This window comes from Cellulomonas sp. APG4 (assembly GCF_009996735.1).
Classification (GTDB): domain Bacteria; phylum Actinomycetota; class Actinomycetes; order Actinomycetales; family Cellulomonadaceae; genus Actinotalea.
Genome location: NZ_JAACYI010000026.1, coordinates 1 through 16,982, shown reverse-complemented (window position 1 = coordinate 16,982; position 16,982 = coordinate 1). Strand labels below are relative to the sequence as shown.

Here is a 16,982-nt window from a genome sequence, read left to right as displayed (position 1 = left end):
GGGCGGCTCGGTGGGCAGAGGTCTTGTCGCGGGACGCAGCGGGACATAACGTGCGGAGCATCCCCCGTTCGAGGAGAGCCCCATGTCCTGGCTGTCCAAGCTGCGCGGGCCGCTCGACGACGAGGGGCCCGACGGCGTGGCGACGGCGTCCCCGGCCCCGCTGACCTCGTCGCGCCTGCGCACCGAGGTCGCCGCGCTCACCCGGACCAAGCTCCGGGAGGGCTACGCGATCGCCGACGTCGACGCGATGGTCGAGCGGGTCGCCGCAGCGCTCGAGGAGCGCGCCCGCGGGTACCGCCCCGCCCTCACGCCCGACGACGTGCTGACGGCAAGGTTCCGCGCGACCAAGTTCCAGGAGGGCTACGACCAGGCCGACGTCGACCGGCTGCTCGACCGCGTGGTTGCCGCGCTCCGCTGAGCCGTCGCGGCCGCGCGGCCCGGGCACGGTGCGTGGCCTGGGCACGGTGCGTGGCCCGGACCGTCGTCGGGCGTCTACTCGACGGTGAACGTGCGGCTGTCGCTCATCGGCGTCCCGGCGGCGCCGTCGGACGGGTCGTCCTCCGTGATGACGACGGTGTAGGTGCCGGGCTCGAGCTCGACGTCGAAGCCGAACGGCGCGAACGTCATGCCCTCGCTGGTCATCGTGAAGCCCGAGGTCACCTCGGCGCCCGACTCGTCGAGCACCTGCCACGGCACGTTGGCCTCGAAGGCGGCGGCCTCACCGGCGACGCGCACGGGGGAGGTCGCCGTCGCGCCCTCGCGCGGCTCGTCGATCTGCGTGAGGACGCGCGTGCCCAGCGGGTCGGCCCGCAGCACCGGCTCGTCCCAGACGACGGCGCCCCACAGCTCGCCCGCGGGCTCGCCCTCGATCAGCAGGGTCACCGCAGCCTCCGGGTCTAGGGCGGTCGCGGTGTGCACGAGCTGCTGGATCATCAGCGCGGCACCCTCGGAGCCGACGTTCGCCGTGCGCGCGTCGGCCGACAGGTCGACGGTGACGCTCCCGGGCTCCGATGCGACCGAGAGCACCGTCGTCGCGGGGTTCCACGTGGTGGTGTAGTCAGGGTCCTCCGGGCCGCTGATCATCGCCTCGACCGCGTGCTGCAACGGCTCGTCGTCGGGCACGGTGCGCCACTCGCGCGCGAGGCGCAGGCCCGCCCTCGTGTCGACCACGTAGTGCACGGCCACGTCGACCTCGCCCGCGGGCTCCTCGGTGGGCGTCGGTTCGGCGCTGGGTTCGGCGGTCGGTGACGGGCTCGCCGTGGGCTCGGCGGGCTCCTCGGTGGCGCATGCGCCGAGTCCGGCGAGCGCGAGGGTCGTGACCGCGACTGCGACGGCACGCCGGGAGGTCGATCGCGTGGCTCTCATGGCTGCCTCCTCGGTGCCGGGGGTCGCAGCCTCGCGGCCCTCTCTCGCATCGTGGCACGCCGCAGCTGCGTGCGCGGGCGGTGTGACCGCATCGAGACCTGAGCGCCGCCGGGCCGCGACCGGCCCGGACGCGTACCCTCACCGCGTGCCCGAGGGTCATACCGTCCACCGCATCGCGCTCCAGCTCGAGGCCGACTTCGTCGGTGAACGCATCGCCGTCTCCTCGCCGCAGGGCCGTTTCGCCGCGGGCGCCGCCCTGCTCGACGGGCTCGAGATGGTCGCCGCACGCGCCGTCGGCAAGCACCTGCTGGTGGGCTTCGACGCACCTAGTACTCCCGACGACGACGGCGCTGTGCCTGTCGAGCGCGACGACGCTGTGCATGTCGAGCCTGACGGCGCTGTGCCTGTCGAGCGCGAGGGCGCTGTGCTTGTGGAGCGTGAGGGCGCTGTGCTCGGCGTGCACGCTGCCCGGTGGCTCCGCGTGCACCTGGGCCTGTACGGGGCCTGGGACTTCCACGGGCGCATCTCGCCGATCGCGCCCGGCGTCGCCCCCGTGGGCTCGATGGGCGCGCCGCGGCTGCGCCGGGCCGTGCGCATGGGCGAGGGCGAGAGCACCCTGGGCGCGGACCGCGACGTGCCCGACGACGCGCCGTCGTTCCCGCCCGAGCCCGTGGGCCAGGTGCGGGTGCGCCTCGCGACGGCGCGGTCCCTCGCCGACCTGCGGGGCCCCACGGCGTGCGAGGTGCTCACGCCGCACGAGGCCGCCGTCGTGATCGCGAAGGCCGGGCCAGACCCCCGCGTGCCCGGCTGGGACGACCCCGAGCAGACCTTCGTCGACCGCCTGCGCAAGCGGCGTGTGCCGGTGGGCGTGCTGCTCATGGACCAGTCGGTGGTGTCCGGGATCGGCAACATCTACCGGGCCGAGATGCTGTTCCGCGCGCGCCTCGACCCGTTCACGCCGGGGGCCGCGGTGCCCGCCGACGTGGCGCGCGGCCTCTGGCGTGACTGGGTCGGCCTGCTCGACGACGGCGTCCGGACCGGCGTGATGATCACGCGGGAGGACCTCGACGACGACGCGCGTGCGGCCGCCGTGCTCGACCGCAACCTACGCCACGCCATCTACGGCCGCGCCGGCGAGCCGTGCCTGGTGTGCGGCACCCCCGTCGCCCTCGCCGAGATGGCCGGCCGCAAGCTCTACTGGTGCCCCACCTGCCAGACCTGAGGCCGCCCTCCCCGGGGCCCCCGTCCCGCCCTCCACCCGTCCGCGCGTCCGTACCTCTCCCGCCAGGCCGTACATCTCCCGCGACGCCGTACATGCGCATGTACGGCGTCGCTGCAGAAGTACGTCCTCGACGGGATGGGGCGACGGGATGGGGCGGCGGGACGGGCGGCGGGATGGGGCGGGGTGCTGTCGCGGCGCGGCGCGGCGCGGCGCGGTGCAGCGGGGCGTGGGGGCTCCGCTGCGCCGGCAGGTGTTCATCCGGTGTTCATCCCGCAGGGGCCGTCGCTGGTTCGATCCGTGTCAATATTGAGCCGTGTCGAATCAGCAGACGATCGCCGTCCCCGTGACCGCAGCGCCACCGCGCCTGTCGACCCTCGACCGGATGCTGCCGCTGTGGATCGGGCTCGCGATGGTGGCCGGCCTGCTCCTCGGACGCTTCGTCCCCTCGCTGGCCCCGGCCCTCGACACGCTCGCGGTGGGCGGCATCTCGCTGCCGATCGCCCTGGGCCTGCTGGTGATGATGTACCCGGTGCTCGCGAAGGTGCGGTACGACAGGCTGGGCGACGTCACCGCCGACCGTCCGCTGCTGATCAGCTCGCTCGTGCTCAACTGGATCGTGGGCCCCGCGCTCATGTTCGCCCTGGCGTGGGTCTTCCTGCCCGACCTCCCCGAGCTGCGCACCGGCCTGATCGTGGTGGGCCTCGCGCGGTGCATCGCGATGGTCGTGATCTGGAACGACCTCGCCTGCGGCGACCGCGAGGCGGCCGCGGTGCTCGTCGCGCTCAACTCCGCGTTCCAGGTGGTCGCGTTCGCCGGCCTCGGCTGGTTCTACCTGACCGTGCTGCCCGGCTGGCTCGGCCTCGACACGGCGGGCCTCGACGTGAGCATGGGCGAGATCGCCGTCAACGTGCTCGTGTTCCTGGGCGTGCCGCTGCTCGCGGGCTTCGCGTCGCGCTGGATCGGCGAGCGACGGCGCGGGCGCGACTGGTACGAGCAGAGGTTCGTCCCGGTGATCTCGCCCTGGGCCCTGTACGGGCTGCTGTTCACGATCGTGCTGCTCTTCGCGCTCCAGGGTGAGGCGATCGCGGCCGAGCCCTGGAGCGTCGTCCGCGTCGCCGTCCCCCTGCTCGCGTACTTCGCGCTGATGTGGCTCGGCGGGATGCTGCTGGGCCGTGCGCTCGGCCTCGGCTACCCGCGCACCACGACCCTCGCGTTCACGGCCGCAGGCAACAACTTCGAGCTCGCGATCGCCGTCGCGATCGGCACGTTCGGCATGGCCTCGGGTGAGGCGCTCGCGGGCGTCGTCGGGCCCCTCGTCGAGGTCCCGGTGCTGGTGGGGCTGGTCTACGTGAGCCTGTGGGCCCGCCGTCGTTGGTTCGCACCCGAGGAGGTCGCCGCATGAGCACCCTCACTCCCACCCCTGCGACGTCCGACGACGGCGCGTGCACGCCGCTCGCGGTCCAGGCGATGGGCGCCGAGCCCGCCGCCGTGCTCGCGTCGCGTCTGCGCGCGCTCGCCGACCCGGTGCGGCTGCGCATGCTCTCGCTCGTCGTCGCGAGCCCCGACGGCGAGGCGTGCGTGTGCGACCTCGCGTCCGTGACCGACCTGTCCCAGCCGACGGTGTCCCACCACCTCAAGGTGCTCAAGGAGGCGGGCCTGCTGACCTCGGAGCGCCGCGGCACGTGGGTGCACTACAGCGTCGCGCCATCGGCCCGGCGCGCGGTGCGGAGCCTGTTCGAGACGTTCGCGCTCGTCGCGGCGTCCCCCGAGGCGGAGCCGACGGCCGCGGGTGCGGGGCGGGCGCGTGACGGGCAGCCCGCGCTGCTCGACGACGAGGCCGTGCGCACCCATGTGGTCGACCGCCTCGCGCGACGGTTCACGGACGTCGAGCGCGGCCTGGTCGAGCGCGTGGTGCACGAGTCGTGGACGGCGCTCGCCCGGACGTCGCGGATCGGGCAGCACGTGCCGGTGCTCGCCGAGAGGTTCGCGCGGCAGAGGCTCGAGGACCTCTCCCGGACCCGCGCGGCCGACGGCCGCCCCCAGGTGCTGTTCGTGTGCGTCGCCAACGCCGGCCGCTCGCAGCTCGCCGCCGCCCTGCTGCGCCGGTACGCGGGCGACGCCGTCGTCGTGCGTTCCGCAGGGTCGGCGCCGGCCGAGGACGTGCACGACGTCGTCCGCCCCGTGCTCACCGAGGTGCTCGCGGGCCTGCCCGACGACGGCGCCCCGTTCCCCAAGCCGCTCACGGACGACGCGCTGCGTGCCGCCGACGTCGTCGTGACGATGGGCTGCGGCGACACGTGCCCGGTGCTGCCCGGGAAGCGCTACGAGGACTGGGCGATCGCCGACCCGGCGCTGGCCTCGCCCGACGGCGTGCGTGAGATCCGCGACGAGATCGACCGCCGCGTGCGCGCGCTCGCCGACGACCTGCTGGGCCGCGCATGACGCCACACCGACGTCGACCCCCCTGCCGAGTTCGCACCAGCGCACCGAGTTCGCACCCCCGGGCGTGCGAACTCGGTGCGGGAGGACGAACTCAGCGGGGTGCAGTGCAGAACCGCCCCGCCGTGCAGATCCGACCTGAGGAGAGACCATGACCGAGACCACCGCCGCCGATGCCCGCCCGAGCGCGCTGTTCGTGTGCGTGCACAACGCCGGGCGCTCGCAGATGGCTGCCGGCTACCTGAGGCACCTGTCCGGCGGCGCCGTCGAGGTGCGCTCGGCCGGATCGATGCCGGCCGAGCAGATCAACCCCGTGGCGGTCGAGGCGATGCTCGAGGAGGGCATCGACATCCGCGCCGAGGTGCCCAAGGTGCTCACCACCGAGGCCGTGCAGGCGTCCGACGTCGTCATCACGATGGGCTGCGGCGACGCGTGCCCCATCTTCCCCGGCAAGCGCTACGAGGACTGGGCGCTCGAGGACCCGGCGGGTCAGGGCATCGACTCGGTGCGGCCGATCCGCGACGAGATCCGCCGGCGCGTGCTCGTGCTGCTCGACGAGCTCGGGGTGCCCGCGGCCGGCTGACCGTCGGGATGGCAGGGTTGAGGCATGGACCTGCGCATCTTCACCGAGCCCCAGCAGGGGGCGAGCTACGACGACCTGCTCCGCATCGCGACCGCGACCGAGCAGCTCGGCTACGACGCGTTCTTCCGCAGCGACCACTACCTGGTGATGGGCGACGGCGACGGACTGCCCGGGCCCACCGACGCGTGGACCACGCTCGCGGGGCTTGCGCGCGAGACCGAGCGCATCCGGCTCGGCACGCTCGTCACGTCGGCGACGTTCCGGCACCCGGGCGTGCTCGCGATCCAGGTGGCGCAGGTGGACCAGATGTCCGGCGGGCGCGTCGAGCTGGGCCTGGGCGCCGGCTGGTACGGACGTGAGCACGAGGCGTACGGCATCCCGTTCCCCGAGAAGCGCTTCGGGCTGCTGACCGAGCAGCTCGAGCTGGTGACGGGGCTGTGGGCGACGCCCACGGGCGAGACCTACGACTTCGCCGGCCGGCACTACACGCTCACCGACTCACCCGCGCTGCCCAAGCCCACGCAGCAGGTCGCCGTCCGCGACGGGGCGCGCGTGCCCGGTGCGGCGGGTGTGCCCGTGATCGTGGGTGGTAACGGTCCGCGCCGCACCCCTGCCCTCGCCGCGCGCCACGCGAGCGAGTACAACGCGGCCTTCCCCGAGATCGCGGACATCGCACCGGCGTTCGCCCGGGTGCGCGCGGCGTGCGAGGAGATCGGGCGCCCGGCGGACGACCTCACGTACTCGGTCGCGCTCGTGCTGTGCGTCGGTGCGGACGAGGCGCAGCTCGCACGGCGCGCGCAGGCGATCGGCCGCGAGGTCGACGAGCTGCGCGAGCACGGGGTCGCCGGGACGGTGAGCGAGGCGGTCGACAGGCTCGGCGCGCTCGCCGAGGTCGGTGTGCAGCGGGTCTACCTCCAGGTGCTCGACCTGGCCGACCTCGACCACCTCGATCTCGTCGCGCGCGAGGTCGCCCCGCAGCTCGGCTGAGCCTCAGGCGCCGTCGCCCGACGGCGGTGCGGAGCGTTCCGGTGCCGATGTGGAGGGTTCCCCGCCCGTGTGGAGCGTTCCCGTGGCCGCCACCGGCGTGTCGTCACCGGAACGCTCCACACCGGGGTCTGGGGGACCGGAACGCTCCACACCGGGGTCTGCGCGGCGCACCACGCGCACCAGGTCGACGACGGCCGTGACCAGCACCCCGACCAGCAGCACGTTCCGCACGGTCAGCACGGCCACGAGCGTCGGGTCGCCCCCGAGCAGCGCGAGGTAGCCCCACGGGAAGACGAGCTGGGTCGCCGCCGCCGCGACCAGCAGCAGCGCGGGCCCGGCCGCCGCCCACAGCCCTCGCGCGGCGACGGTCAGCACGGCCGGCCCCGCGAACCACGCGAGCAGCTGCGGCGAACCCACCTTGTTCGCGACCACGAGCACCGCCGTCAGCGCGAACGCCCCGGGTACGAGCGCCGTCACCGCCGCGCCACGTCGCCGCGCGACGAGCAGCAGCACCGCGAGCACGGCGACGCCCACCGGCAGCAGCACGTCCAGCACGTCGGCCGCCGCCTGGGTCCCGGGCCCGTGCACCTGGTAGGTGACGAGCTCCTCGTCCAGGGCCACGACGACGTCGTCCCGCTGCAGCGAGGCGAGCACCCACCCGGTCGCACCGACGGACTCGACCTGGAGGCCCCGCCCGCCCTGGGTGGTGAGGAAGCTCGCGAGGTGCGCGACCGTCCCACCCGTGGCCGCGGCGCCCAGGCCCACCGCACCGACGACGACGGCGCACACGGCTGCGGCGGGAGCCACCACGGTGCGCCACGGACGGCGCGCCGCCGCCACGAGTGGCAGCAGCAGGGCCCCCGGCGCCACCTTGACCCACGCGCCGAGCGTCAGCAGCGCGCTCGCGACGGCGGGCCGGGAGCCCGCGAGGACCAGGGCGCTCAGCACGAGCGGTGCGACCACGCCGTCGAGCCGACCCATCGCGACCGGGCCGAGCAGCACGAGGAACGCCGTCCACCACCAGCCACCCCGCACGGCGCCGGGCATGCGCGCGAGCAGCAGCCGCAGCGCGACCACGTCCAGCGCGGTCACCAGCACGCACCACCCGACGGCATAGGCGACGGTCGAGCTCGCGGCCGCCCCGCCGGTGGCGAGGGTCGGCGCGAGGACGGGCAGCAGGGCGCCCGCCGGGTACACCCAGGGCTCGTGCAGCACGGGCCACGTGCCCTGCTCGAGCGCGAGGTAGGACCACCAGCGGTACAGGTCGACGTCGTGGAACGCCGCGGAGGGCACGACGACGACGCCCAACCAGGCCAGCCACACGTGCGCGAGGAGGAACCCCGCCCACAACCGGGCGCGCCCGCCGACGGCCGCGGGCGCAGCGGCCCGCCGGGCGGCCTCGGTCACATCGAGGCGGCGCTCGCGCTCAGCACCACGGCGAACAGGAAGAACGCGATGAAGGCGAGGACGGCGACTCCGGCGAGCGCGATCCCGACCCATCCGGTCACGATGCCCGCGGTCGCCATGCCCTGGCCGCCCTCACCGCTCTGCGCCATCTGGGTGCGCGCCGAGCGGCCCAGGATCACCGCGACGATCGAGCCGACGAGCGGGAACACCGTGAGGCCCGCGATGCCGAGCACCATCGACACGACGGCGAGGCTGTTGGTGGGCGGCGCCGTGTAGCCGTAGCCGGGCGGGTACTGCCCGGGTGCGTACTGCGCTGCCGGGTACTGGCCCGCCGGGTACTGCCCTGCCGGGTACTGCCCGGGTGCGTACTGCCCCGCCGAATGCTGACCGGGCGCGTCCCCGCCTTCCGGCTGGGCCGGGTCCGGCGTCGGCTGCGCGGGCGTCTGCTGCTCGCCCGGCTGGTCCTCGCCGGGAGGGGGCGGGACGGACTGGCTCATGGTGCGCTCCTCGGTCGGTCGCGGGCTGCGCGCTCGTCCTCCCAGGATCCCACAGCGCGCCTCGCACGCGGGCGCGGATCCGGCCACGCGCAGGTCCCACCGCTCGCTACTCTTCGTCCCGACCGCACGGCGGGCCCCGTGGCCGCCGTCCCGCAGCGACGCGGACCGGACCCACCGGCGAGGAGACAGGCATGAGCATCGGCTGGCGTGTGCACGGCGACGGACGTCGCGTCTCCCCGGGGGCCGTGGTCGCACCCGACGAAAGGCTCACCTGGCCTCGCACGATCGGGATCGGCCTGCAGCACGTGGTCGCGATGTTCGGGGCGACGATCCTGGTGCCCGCCATCACCGGCTTCCCCGCGTCGACCACGCTGTTCTTCTCGGCGATCGGCACCGTCGGGTTCCTGCTCATCACGGGCAACCGCCTGCCCAGCTACCTGGGCTCGTCGTTCGCGTTCATCGCGCCGATCCTCGCGGCGACCGCCTCGGGCGGGCAGTCGGTCGCGATCGGCGGCATCCTCCTCACCGGCGTGCTGCTCGCCGTCGTCGGCGTGGTGGTGCACCTGGCCGGCGCGCGGTGGATCGACCTGGTGATGCCGCCCGTGGTGACCGGGACGATCGTGGCCCTCATCGGCCTCAACCTCGCCCCCGTCGCGTGGGGCCTGTGCCAGAGCGAGGTCGTGGACGGCGAGATCGTGCAGACCGGGTGCTCGGGCTTCCGCGCGGCGCCCCTCACGGCCCTCGTCACGCTCGGCTCGATCATCCTGGTCACGGTGCTGTTCCGCGGGATGCTCGGGCGCCTGGCGATCCTCGTCGGCGTGCTCATCGGCTACGTGTTCGCCCTGGTGCGCGGCGAGGTGGACCTCGCGGCGGTCGACGAGGCGGCATGGGTCGGTCTGCCCACCTTCACGGCGCCGACCCTCGACCTCTCGGTGCTCGCGCTGTTCCTGCCGGTGGTCTTCGTGCTGATCGCCGAGAACGTGGGGCACGTGAAGTCGGTCGCGGCGATGACGGGTACCAGCTACGACGCGCTGACGGGCCGCGCGCTCCTCGCCGACGGCGTCGCGACCACCCTCGCGGGGGTGGGCGGCGGCTCGGGCACCACCACGTACGCGGAGAACATCGGCGTCATGGCCGCGACCCGGGTGTACTCGACCGCGGCCTACTGGGTCGCCGCCGCGGGTGCGTTGGTGCTGAGCATGTCGCCCAAGTTCGGGGCGCTGGTGGGCTCGGTGCCCGACGGCGTGCTGGGCGGGGCCGCGACGCTGCTCTACGGGATGATCGGGATCCTCGGTGCGCGCATCTGGGTGCAGAATCGCGTGAGCTTCTCCGACCCGGTGAACCTGACCACCGCGGCGGTCGCGCTGATCATCGGCATCGCGGACTACTCCTGGATCCCGCAGGCGGGCCTCGAGTTCAAGGGGATCGCGCTCGGCACCGCGGCGGCCCTCGGGATCTACCACCTCATGCGCGCGATCGCGCGGTGGCGTGGCACGTCGGCCGAGCCCGCGAGCCCGGCCTCGGTGCCGGGTGGCGACGAGGTCAAGGCCTCGGCGGCCGACAGCGCTTCCGCGAGCTGAGGGGTCGGACGCTCAGCCCTCGGTGGCCGCGTCCTCCTCGGCGCCCTCGTCCGTGGCGCCGTCCTCGGCGGCCTCGTCCTCGGGCGGCGCGGGAGCGGGGACTGCGGTGGTGAGGGCCTCCTCGAGGGGAACGCACCCCTCGACGGGCGTGAGCGGCGTCTCGGGGTCCAGCGCGACGCTCTCGAGCGGGACCGGGACGTCGAAGGCCTCGCCGAGGACCAGGTCCACCGTGGCGTCCTCGCGCAGGTCGAGCACGAGCACCGGGTCCGTGAGGTGGGCCGCGAGCGTGTAGGCCGCCGCGACGCCCTGGGCCCCGAACATGATCTGGGCGGTACCGGGCAGGGACGTCGGGAAGTTGCCGGTCCCGAGCACGGTGAACCCGCGCGAGGCGAGGTCGCCCTGCACCTGACCGGCGAGCCCCGCGATCCCGGCGCCGTTGAGGACGGTGACCTGCACGTCGGTGTAGGGCACCGGCAGGGTGCCCTCGGCGGGGCACGGTGGCGGCGAGGTGGACGCGCCGGCCTCGGGGGCGGGGGACGCGAACTCCCGCTCGAGGAACGGCAGGTCGAGCGCGCCGGTGTACGTGGCGGCGGCGCCGAGCCCCGCCACGGCCAGCCCGGCGATGAGGGAGCCGAAGACGACGGCCTGGCGCTCGCGGCGACGCCGTCGGCGCAGTGCCCGCTGCTGGTCCGTGGTGGTCATCAGTCGTCCAGCACCAGGACGCGGGCGTGCAGGACGGGGCGCTGCTGGAGGGCTGCGCGCACGGCCCGGTGCAGCCCGTCCTCGAGGTACATGACGCCCTTGTACTGCACGACGTGGGCGAAGAGGTCGCCGTAGAACGTCGAGTCCTCCGAGAGGAGGTTGTCGAGGTTGAGGGTGCGCTTGGTGGTCACCAGGTCGTCCAGGCGCACCTGGCGCGGCGGCACCTCGGCCCACTGCTTGGGCGTGGTGAGACCGTGGTCCGGGTACGGGCGTCCCTCGCCGACGGCTCTGAAGATCACGGGGGGAGTCTAGTCAGCGGACCGCATCCCGCGCGGGACGCGCCCGCGCCGGGCCCGATCCTCACGACACCCCCACACTCGCCTGGCTCACCACCGCGTCTCGGACGCCGGGATCGGGCTCTCTGTCGCTCAGGGGGCGGGAGAGCGACGGAAAGGTTGTTCTCGGCGGTGTTGGGGGTGCGGGGGAGGGGCGACGGGTCCAGGGTGGGCCGGGTCGGCCGCCGTCGTGCGGGTACTGCAGCAGGGGAGCGACATGCCACCGGAGGACTGGACCCAGACACTCACCGCGGGCCCGTTGCTCGCGATCGCCGCGGGCGCCGTGGGCCTGCTGCTGTTCCTGATCATCGTGCTGCGCCTGCACGCGTTCGTGTCGCTCATCCTGGTGAGCGCGTTGACGGCCCTGGTCGCCGGCGTGCCCGTGGGCTCGGTGGTGGACGTCCTGACCGGCGGGTTCGGGCAGACGCTCGGCTCGGTCGCGCTGCTCGTGGGGCTCGGGGCGATGCTCGGCCGGATGGTCGAGACCTCGGGCGGGGCCCAGGTGATGGCCGAGACCCTGATCGCGCGCTTCGGCGAACGTCGTGCACCGCTCGCGCTGGGCGTCGCGTCCCTCATCTTCGGGTTCCCGATCTTCTTCGACGCGGGGCTCGTGGTGATGCTGCCCATCGTGTTCGCGGTCGCGCGGCGGCTGGGCGGCTCGGTGCTGCTCTACGGCCTGCCGACGGCGGGCGCGTTCTCGGTGATGCACATCTTCGTGCCGCCGCACCCGGGCCCGGTCGCGGCCTCGGAGCTGCTCGGGGCAGACCCGGGCATGGTGATCATCCTCGGCCTCGTGGTCGCCATCCCCACCTGGTACGTGACCTCGTACCTGTTCGGCGTGTGGGCCGGGCGGCGCTGGGTGCTGCCGGTGCCGGAGATCCTGGGTGCGGCCGACGACGAGGACCGTCCCGAGAACCCGCCGAGCCTCGCCACGGTCATGGGGATCCTGCTGCTGCCGCTCGTGCTGATCTTCCTCAACACGGGGCTCGACACGCTGCGCGCGGCGGGCGTCGTGGACGGCGAGGCGACGTGGTTCGCCCTGCTGCGCATGGTCGGTGCGACGCCGGTCGCGCTGCTCATCGCGGTGCTGGTCGCGGCGTGGGTGCTGGGGCGCCGCCGCGGCCGCAGCAAGACAGTCATCGAGAAGCTGCTCGACTCGGCGCTGGGCCCGGTGGCGTCGGTCATCCTCATCACCGGCGCGGGCGGCATGTTCGGCGGGGTGCTGCGGGCCTCGGGCATCGGTGACGCGCTCGCGGACGTGCTGGGTGACCTGGGGCTGCCGGTGATCGTGGCCGGGTTCCTCGTCGCGACGATCCTGCGGATCGCGCAGGGGTCGGCGACGGTCGCGCTGATCACCGCGGCCGGGCTGATCCAGCCGGCTGTCGAGGCCGCGGGACTCAGCGCCGTCCAGCTCGCCGCGGTGGTGCTCGCCGTGGCGGCGGGCTCGGTGATGGCCTCGCACGTCAACGACTCGGGCTTCTGGCTCGTGGGCCGGTTCTTCGGGATGGACGTGCGCACGACGCTCAAGACGTGGACGGTGCTCGAGACGCTCATCGGCCTCATGGGCTTCGCGCTCGCCTACGTGGTGTTCCTCGTCGCCTGAGCCCGCCGGACGCGCGTCGGGGCGCCCACCGCGGTGGTGGGCGCCCCGACGACGACGTGGTGGCTGGTACGGTCAGCCGACCTCGCCCAGGGTGGCGAGGGCGGCGCGCAGCCGCGTCGCGGCCTCGTCGGCGACGTCGGCCAGTGCGGGCTCCTGCGAGATCGTGACCATGGTCGCGGGGTCGATCGCCTCGACCACGGTGCGGTCGTCCTCGGCGCGCACCACCACGTTGCACGGCAGCAGCAGGCCGGCCGACGCGTCCACGCCGAGCGCCCGGTGCGCGAGCGGCGGGTTGCACGCGCCGAGGATCACCTGCGGCGGGACCTCGACGCCCAGCTTGGCCGCGAGGGTCGCCGCCATGTCGATCTCGGTCAGCACGCCGAAGCCCTGGGTCGCGAGCGCATCACGGACGGCGCCCACGGCCTCAGGGACAGGGGCGGTGACCGTGGTGCGGATGCCGTAGCCCATGGTTCCTCCTCAGGCGTTCGTGCGGGCGAGCTCGGCGCGCACCTCGTCCATGTCGAGCTCGCGTGCCTGGGTGAGCAGGTCCTCGAGCGCGTTCCCGGGGATCGCCCCGGGCTGGGCGAACAGCAGGACGCCGTCGCGGAAGATCATCAGCGTGGGGATCGACGAGATGCCGGCCTGCCCGGCGAGCGCCTGCTCGGCCTCGGTGTCGACCTTGCCGAACACGATGTCCGGGTTCTGCTCGGCCGCCCTCTCGTAGACGGGCGCGAACATGCGGCACGGGCCGCACCAGGCGGCCCACCAGTCCACGAGCACGATGCCGTCGCGCTCGACGGTCTGCTGGAAGGTCTCGGCAGTCAGGTTCACGGTGGCCATGCGGTCTCCCTCGGTGGTCCGGTCGAGCTCTCTGCTCATACCCTAGGGGGTATAACGTCGAGCTGCGCGGACTATTCCTCCGGGAGCCGACGGCGGCGTCCCGCGAGGGGCCCGACGGCGGCGCGCCCCGCGGTCAGGAGGGCGCGATGCGGTCCACGAGCAGGCGCGCGAGCTCGGTGACGAGCGCGCGGTCGTGCGTCACCAGGAAGTCGAACTCGCGGTCGCCGTCGGCCTCGGCGCCCACGTCCGCCTCGCGCGCCACCAGGGCGACGGCGTCGTGCGCGCCCAGCACCACCACCGTCCACTCGGCCGCGAGCGCGTCGCCCGGGGGCAGGTGGGTGCCGCGCACACGCGCGACGGGCTCGTGCGGCAGCTGCTCGGCGAGGCACGCGACGAACGGCAAGTGGGCGGCGAGGCGTGCGTACCGACGCGCCGTCCCGGGCGTGAAGTGCCGCTCGTGCTGGAAGCAGCTCAGCAGCAGCGGAGGCACGCGTGCCTCGAGTGCCGCCGTCTCGAGGGTCGTCGACAGCGGCAGCAGCAGTCGCTTGGGCGCGCGGCGCACACGGTGGTGGACCGTCGCGAGCGAGAACGGCGTCGCCGAACGCGTCGCCACCGCGGGCCTGGCCGCGAAGCGCACGGGCGCCGGGACCGCCTCGCGCAGCGCCTGCTCGGGGCGTCCCCACAGCCAGCCCTGGCCGAGCGTCGCGCCCAGCACCAGCGCCCGGGTCAGGTCCTCCGGGGTCTCGATCCCCTCGGCCACCACCTCGGCACCCGACGCCTCGGCGTACGCCCGCACCGCCCCCGCGACCGTCACGGTCTCCGGGTCCTCGACCGAGCGCAGCAGGCCCAGGTCGAGCTTGACCACCTCGGGTGCCAGAACCGGGATGAACGCGAGCGACTCGCGCTCCACCCCCACGTCGTCGAGCGCGATCGCGCAGCCGGCGGCGCGCAGCCGCTCGGCGCCCGCGAGCACCGCCGCGGGGTCGGCCGCGAGCGCGCGCTCGGTGATCTCGACCACCACCTGCACGTCGTCGCCGGCCTCGGCGAGTGCGCGGACCACGCCCGCCGGGTCAGACGTCAGGGTGCTGGGCTCGACGTTGACGAACACGGTCACGGGCACGTCCGTCGCGCGCGCGTGGGACGCGGCGGCGCGGACGGAGGCCGCAGCCGAGTGCAGGTCGAGCTCGGCCAGGCGGTCGACCTCGCGCGCGGCCGCGAGCAGGGTCAGAGGCGCTTCCCAGGGGCTCCCGGCCGGTCCCCGCAGCAGCGCCTCGTGACCCACGGTGCGGCCCGTGTCGAGGTCGACCAGCGGGTGGAAGGCGTTGGACAGCCCGCCGGCGAGCAGCTCGTCGAGCGGGGCGGCGGGGTGCGAGGTCATCGTCACCATCGTGACATCGGCACGTGACGCCGCCACGTGAGCGGACGGACGGGCTCAGCCGGGTGGGTAGCGTCGCAGCCAGTCCTCGACGGCGTCGCGGTGCGGTGAGCGCTGCGGCCCGCCCTCGACCTCGGCCACGAGGTCGAGCGCGAGCTGGTCGGCGACGTGCCCCACGTCGAGCCGGGCGACGGCGTCGGGCGGCAGGGCCTCGACCCCGTGCGCGGCCCCGAGCAGCGCCAGGGTCACGGCGCCGGCCGCGGGGTGGGGAACCGACACCAGGTCGGCGATCGCGCCGTCGACCTCGGCGCGGCCGGGGTGCGCGAGTGCGCAGCGCAGCCCCTCGCGCACGGCCCCGAGGGCGGTCCGGTTGCCGCTCGGGATGCCGTGGCTGATGTCGTCGCTCGCCCGCGGGTGCGGCGGCATGAGGTCCGCGAGGGCACGGAGCGCGACCCGGGCCCGCACGACGTCGTCGGTGTGGGGGACCCCGCGGTACACGGCCGAGAGGTCGGGCAGGTCGACGAGCGGTCGCACCTCGCCGCTCACCAGCGTCTCGGCGAGTGTGCGGGTCAGGGCGACCGCGAGCACCTGGGCGACGATCCCGTGCGTCGCCGCGGCCACGTCGCGCGCCGCGACGGAGACCGGGTGGCCGCCGTCCTCGGGGGCAGCGGGGGCGGCGTCGTCGGTCGCGACCGGCGTCAGGCCCGCCACCGCAGCGAGTGCGACCGGGAGGGTCCGGGAGAGCACGAGGTCGCCCACGCTGTCCGAGGTGCCGCCCCCGGGTGTGCGGTCGTGGTCGGGTGCGTCGAGCGCGAGCTCGATCGCGGGGGCCGAGCCGCGTCCGCCGCGCAGCAGGCTCAGGTCCTTGAGCCACCCGTCGGGCCAGGTGTCCCCGCCCGCGGCGGCGCGCTCGACGACGGCGTGCAGGGTGCGTCGGTTGGCCCGGTGCGCCCAGCGCAACGTCGCCTCCCAGCACGCGTCCGCGAGGCTCGCCGGGCGCCCGGTGACCTGGCTGCGCACGTGCCAGCGCACCACGCCCTCGACGCTCGAGAGGAACACCAGGCCGGGCGTGCCGGCCACCAGGGCCGAGCGGTGGGCGTCGGGTGCCCGGCCGAGGGCGTCACCCAGGCAGTAGCCGACGACGAGGCCGCGCACGCGGCTGCGGACGTCCGGCCACTGGTCGTTCGAGGGCACCTGGTCTCCGCTGTCGTCCGGCTCGCGCGGCCCGGCTGGGCGCGACGACCACCGTACCGATCCGCGCACGCGTCCTCACGGGGGTGTCACCCGCGGTGGACAGGGCTCACTCCTCCCAGCGCACCGAGAGCACGGTCTGGCGCTGGTGGTTGAGGTACACGTCGACCGAGGTCGGCGACTCGAAGCCGTCGGCCCACACGCCCGTCCCGGCGCACGTGAGCACCAGGGCCTCCTGGCCGGCGGACGGCGTGCGGACGTCCGCGCGGTTGTCCTCGACCAGCGTCATGCCGTCGAGCGAGACGAGCGCGATGAGGTCGTCGCCCGCATCCTGCTGCGAGAGCGCGACGGCATCGGCCGCGACCTGCGTGCAGTCGATCTCCGCGAGGGCGGCGCGTTGCTGCTGGACCAGGAACACCGGGATCGCGACGGCCGCCACGACACCCAGCAGCACGATCGCGACGAGCACGGACGCGAGGACGACGAGCACCTTGGTCGCCGTGCTCCAGCCCTTGCGGCGCGGGGGCTGGGGTCCGACGACGCCGTATCCGGCACCCGGCCCGTACCCGGGGCCGGCGTCGTACCCGGGGCCCGCACCGTGGTTCGCTCCGGGGCCGCCGCCGAACCCGGGTCGTGCGTCGTACGCGTGACCGGTGTCGTGCGCGGTGGAGCCGTAGGGCCCGAGCTGCCCGACGACGATCCCGGGCCGCTGCGGCACGACGGCGGGCTCGGGGGTGCGGGCCGCGGCGGGTACGAGCGCGGGCGCGGCGGCACCCCGCGGCGCAGGTACGGCGGCGGCGCGGGCGGCCTCGGACCGGGCGGCCTCGGCCTGGGCGGGGGACGGCGCCACGCCGGG

The 16,982-nt window shown here is 74.7% G+C and carries 17 protein-coding genes and 1 pseudogene; 8 read left to right on the top strand and 10 right to left on the bottom strand.

The window, feature by feature from the left end:
• Positions 1-82: 82 nt before the first annotated feature.
• Positions 83-418, top strand: coding sequence for a DivIVA domain-containing protein (locus GXB85_RS18975; protein WP_161918583.1), 336 nt, complete (start codon positions 83-85; stop codon positions 416-418).
• A 74-nt stretch (positions 419-492) separates the two neighbouring features.
• Here GXB85_RS18975 and GXB85_RS15570 read toward each other — a convergent pair whose 3' ends face one another.
• Positions 493-1,365 (bottom strand): Gmad2 immunoglobulin-like domain-containing protein, encoded by an 873-nt coding sequence (locus GXB85_RS15570; protein ID WP_161918582.1) that lies wholly within the window; start codon positions 1,363-1,365, stop codon positions 493-495.
• A gap of 145 nt (positions 1,366-1,510) precedes the next feature.
• On the opposite strand from GXB85_RS15570, the gene GXB85_RS15565 reads away from it, so the two are divergent.
• From GXB85_RS15565 to GXB85_RS15545, 5 genes are all read left to right on the top strand, one after another.
• Positions 1,511-2,587: a zinc finger domain-containing protein gene (locus GXB85_RS15565; protein WP_161918581.1), complete on the top strand. Its 1,077-nt coding sequence runs from the start codon at positions 1,511-1,513 to the stop codon at positions 2,585-2,587.
• A gap of 313 nt (positions 2,588-2,900) precedes the next feature.
• Positions 2,901-3,989, top strand: a complete 1,089-nt coding sequence (gene arsB, locus GXB85_RS15560; protein ID WP_370524285.1) for an ACR3 family arsenite efflux transporter — start codon at positions 2,901-2,903, stop codon at positions 3,987-3,989.
• On the top strand, positions 3,986-5,029 hold the full coding sequence (locus tag GXB85_RS15555) for a metalloregulator ArsR/SmtB family transcription factor (protein WP_161918580.1): 1,044 nt from the start codon (positions 3,986-3,988) through the stop codon (positions 5,027-5,029). Before arsB ends, GXB85_RS15555 begins: the two co-directional genes overlap by 4 nt.
• Before the next feature lie 148 nt (positions 5,030-5,177).
• On the top strand, positions 5,178-5,609 hold the full coding sequence (locus GXB85_RS15550; RefSeq protein WP_161918579.1) for an arsenate reductase ArsC: 432 nt from the start codon (positions 5,178-5,180) through the stop codon (positions 5,607-5,609).
• Positions 5,610-5,633: 24 nt separating this feature from the next.
• Entirely contained in the window at positions 5,634-6,596 is a 963-nt protein-coding gene (locus GXB85_RS15545; RefSeq protein ID WP_161918578.1) for an LLM class F420-dependent oxidoreductase, read from the top strand.
• Positions 6,597-6,599: 3 nt separating this feature from the next.
• Here the strand turns inward: GXB85_RS15545 and GXB85_RS15540 are convergent, their stop codons facing one another.
• Both GXB85_RS15540 and GXB85_RS15535 read right to left on the bottom strand, forming a co-directional pair.
• On the bottom strand, positions 6,600-8,003 hold the full coding sequence (locus GXB85_RS15540; protein WP_370524284.1) for a hypothetical protein: 1,404 nt from the start codon (positions 8,001-8,003) through the stop codon (positions 6,600-6,602).
• Positions 8,000-8,500: a DUF4190 domain-containing protein gene (locus GXB85_RS15535; protein ID WP_161918576.1), complete on the bottom strand. Its 501-nt coding sequence runs from the start codon at positions 8,498-8,500 to the stop codon at positions 8,000-8,002. Before GXB85_RS15535 ends, GXB85_RS15540 begins: the two co-directional genes overlap by 4 nt.
• A 191-nt stretch (positions 8,501-8,691) precedes the next feature.
• Between GXB85_RS15535 and GXB85_RS15530 the strand changes: the two genes are divergently transcribed.
• The gene (locus GXB85_RS15530) at positions 8,692-10,080 is read left to right on the top strand and encodes a uracil-xanthine permease family protein (protein WP_161918575.1); all 1,389 of its coding nucleotides are present in this window, start codon (positions 8,692-8,694) and stop codon (positions 10,078-10,080) included.
• A gap of 12 nt (positions 10,081-10,092) precedes the next feature.
• On the opposite strand, the gene GXB85_RS15525 is transcribed toward GXB85_RS15530, so the two are convergent.
• Positions 10,093-10,782 carry a LytR C-terminal domain-containing protein gene (locus tag GXB85_RS15525; RefSeq protein ID WP_161918574.1) on the bottom strand — a complete coding sequence of 230 codons (690 nt, stop codon included), beginning with the start codon at positions 10,780-10,782 and terminating at the stop codon, positions 10,093-10,095.
• On the bottom strand, positions 10,782-11,081 hold the full coding sequence (locus GXB85_RS15520; protein ID WP_161918573.1) for a type II toxin-antitoxin system VapB family antitoxin: 300 nt from the start codon (positions 11,079-11,081) through the stop codon (positions 10,782-10,784). Before GXB85_RS15520 ends, GXB85_RS15525 begins: the two co-directional genes overlap by 1 nt.
• 253 nt (positions 11,082-11,334) lie before the next feature.
• Between GXB85_RS15520 and GXB85_RS15515 the strand changes: the two genes are divergently transcribed.
• The gene (locus GXB85_RS15515) at positions 11,335-12,720 is read left to right on the top strand and encodes a GntP family permease (protein WP_161918572.1); all 1,386 of its coding nucleotides are present in this window, start codon (positions 11,335-11,337) and stop codon (positions 12,718-12,720) included.
• Positions 12,721-12,792: 72 nt separating this feature from the next.
• On the opposite strand, the gene GXB85_RS15510 is transcribed toward GXB85_RS15515, so the two are convergent.
• The 5 genes and pseudogenes from GXB85_RS15510 to GXB85_RS17935 form a co-directional block, all read right to left on the bottom strand.
• Positions 12,793-13,188 carry a DUF302 domain-containing protein gene (locus GXB85_RS15510; RefSeq protein WP_161918571.1) on the bottom strand — a complete coding sequence of 132 codons (396 nt, stop codon included), beginning with the start codon at positions 13,186-13,188 and terminating at the stop codon, positions 12,793-12,795.
• A gap of 9 nt (positions 13,189-13,197) precedes the next feature.
• The gene (trxA, locus tag GXB85_RS15505; RefSeq protein ID WP_161918570.1) at positions 13,198-13,560 is read right to left on the bottom strand and encodes a thioredoxin; all 363 of its coding nucleotides are present in this window, start codon (positions 13,558-13,560) and stop codon (positions 13,198-13,200) included.
• A 133-nt stretch (positions 13,561-13,693) separates the two neighbouring features.
• Positions 13,694-14,938, bottom strand: coding sequence for an EAL domain-containing protein (locus GXB85_RS15500; RefSeq protein WP_161918569.1), 1,245 nt, complete (start codon positions 14,936-14,938; stop codon positions 13,694-13,696).
• Positions 14,939-14,992: 54 nt separating this feature from the next.
• Positions 14,993-16,129 carry a hypothetical protein gene (locus GXB85_RS15495; protein ID WP_161918568.1) on the bottom strand — a complete coding sequence of 379 codons (1,137 nt, stop codon included), beginning with the start codon at positions 16,127-16,129 and terminating at the stop codon, positions 14,993-14,995.
• A 106-nt stretch (positions 16,130-16,235) separates the two neighbouring features.
• Positions 16,236-16,982: pseudogene (locus GXB85_RS17935) on the bottom strand (hypothetical protein); the annotation flags it as partial.

Coding starts and splice junctions, on each gene's coding strand:
- GXB85_RS18975 (WP_161918583.1), top strand. CDS start 83: ATGTCCTGGCTGTCCAAGCTGCGCGGGCCGCTCGACGACGAGGGGCCC.
- GXB85_RS15570 (WP_161918582.1), bottom strand. CDS start 1,365: ATGAGAGCCACGCGATCGACCTCCCGGCGTGCCGTCGCAGTCGCGGTC.
- GXB85_RS15555 (WP_161918580.1), top strand. CDS start 3,986: ATGAGCACCCTCACTCCCACCCCTGCGACGTCCGACGACGGCGCGTGC.
- GXB85_RS15550 (WP_161918579.1), top strand. CDS start 5,178: ATGACCGAGACCACCGCCGCCGATGCCCGCCCGAGCGCGCTGTTCGTG.
- GXB85_RS15545 (WP_161918578.1), top strand. CDS start 5,634: ATGGACCTGCGCATCTTCACCGAGCCCCAGCAGGGGGCGAGCTACGAC.
- GXB85_RS15535 (WP_161918576.1), bottom strand. CDS start 8,500: ATGAGCCAGTCCGTCCCGCCCCCTCCCGGCGAGGACCAGCCGGGCGAG.
- GXB85_RS15530 (WP_161918575.1), top strand. CDS start 8,692: ATGAGCATCGGCTGGCGTGTGCACGGCGACGGACGTCGCGTCTCCCCG.
- GXB85_RS15525 (WP_161918574.1), bottom strand. CDS start 10,782: ATGACCACCACGGACCAGCAGCGGGCACTGCGCCGACGGCGTCGCCGC.
- GXB85_RS15515 (WP_161918572.1), top strand. CDS start 11,335: ATGCCACCGGAGGACTGGACCCAGACACTCACCGCGGGCCCGTTGCTC.
- GXB85_RS15510 (WP_161918571.1), bottom strand. CDS start 13,188: ATGGGCTACGGCATCCGCACCACGGTCACCGCCCCTGTCCCTGAGGCC.
- trxA (WP_161918570.1), bottom strand. CDS start 13,560: ATGGCCACCGTGAACCTGACTGCCGAGACCTTCCAGCAGACCGTCGAG.
- GXB85_RS15500 (WP_161918569.1), bottom strand. CDS start 14,938: ATGACCTCGCACCCCGCCGCCCCGCTCGACGAGCTGCTCGCCGGCGGG.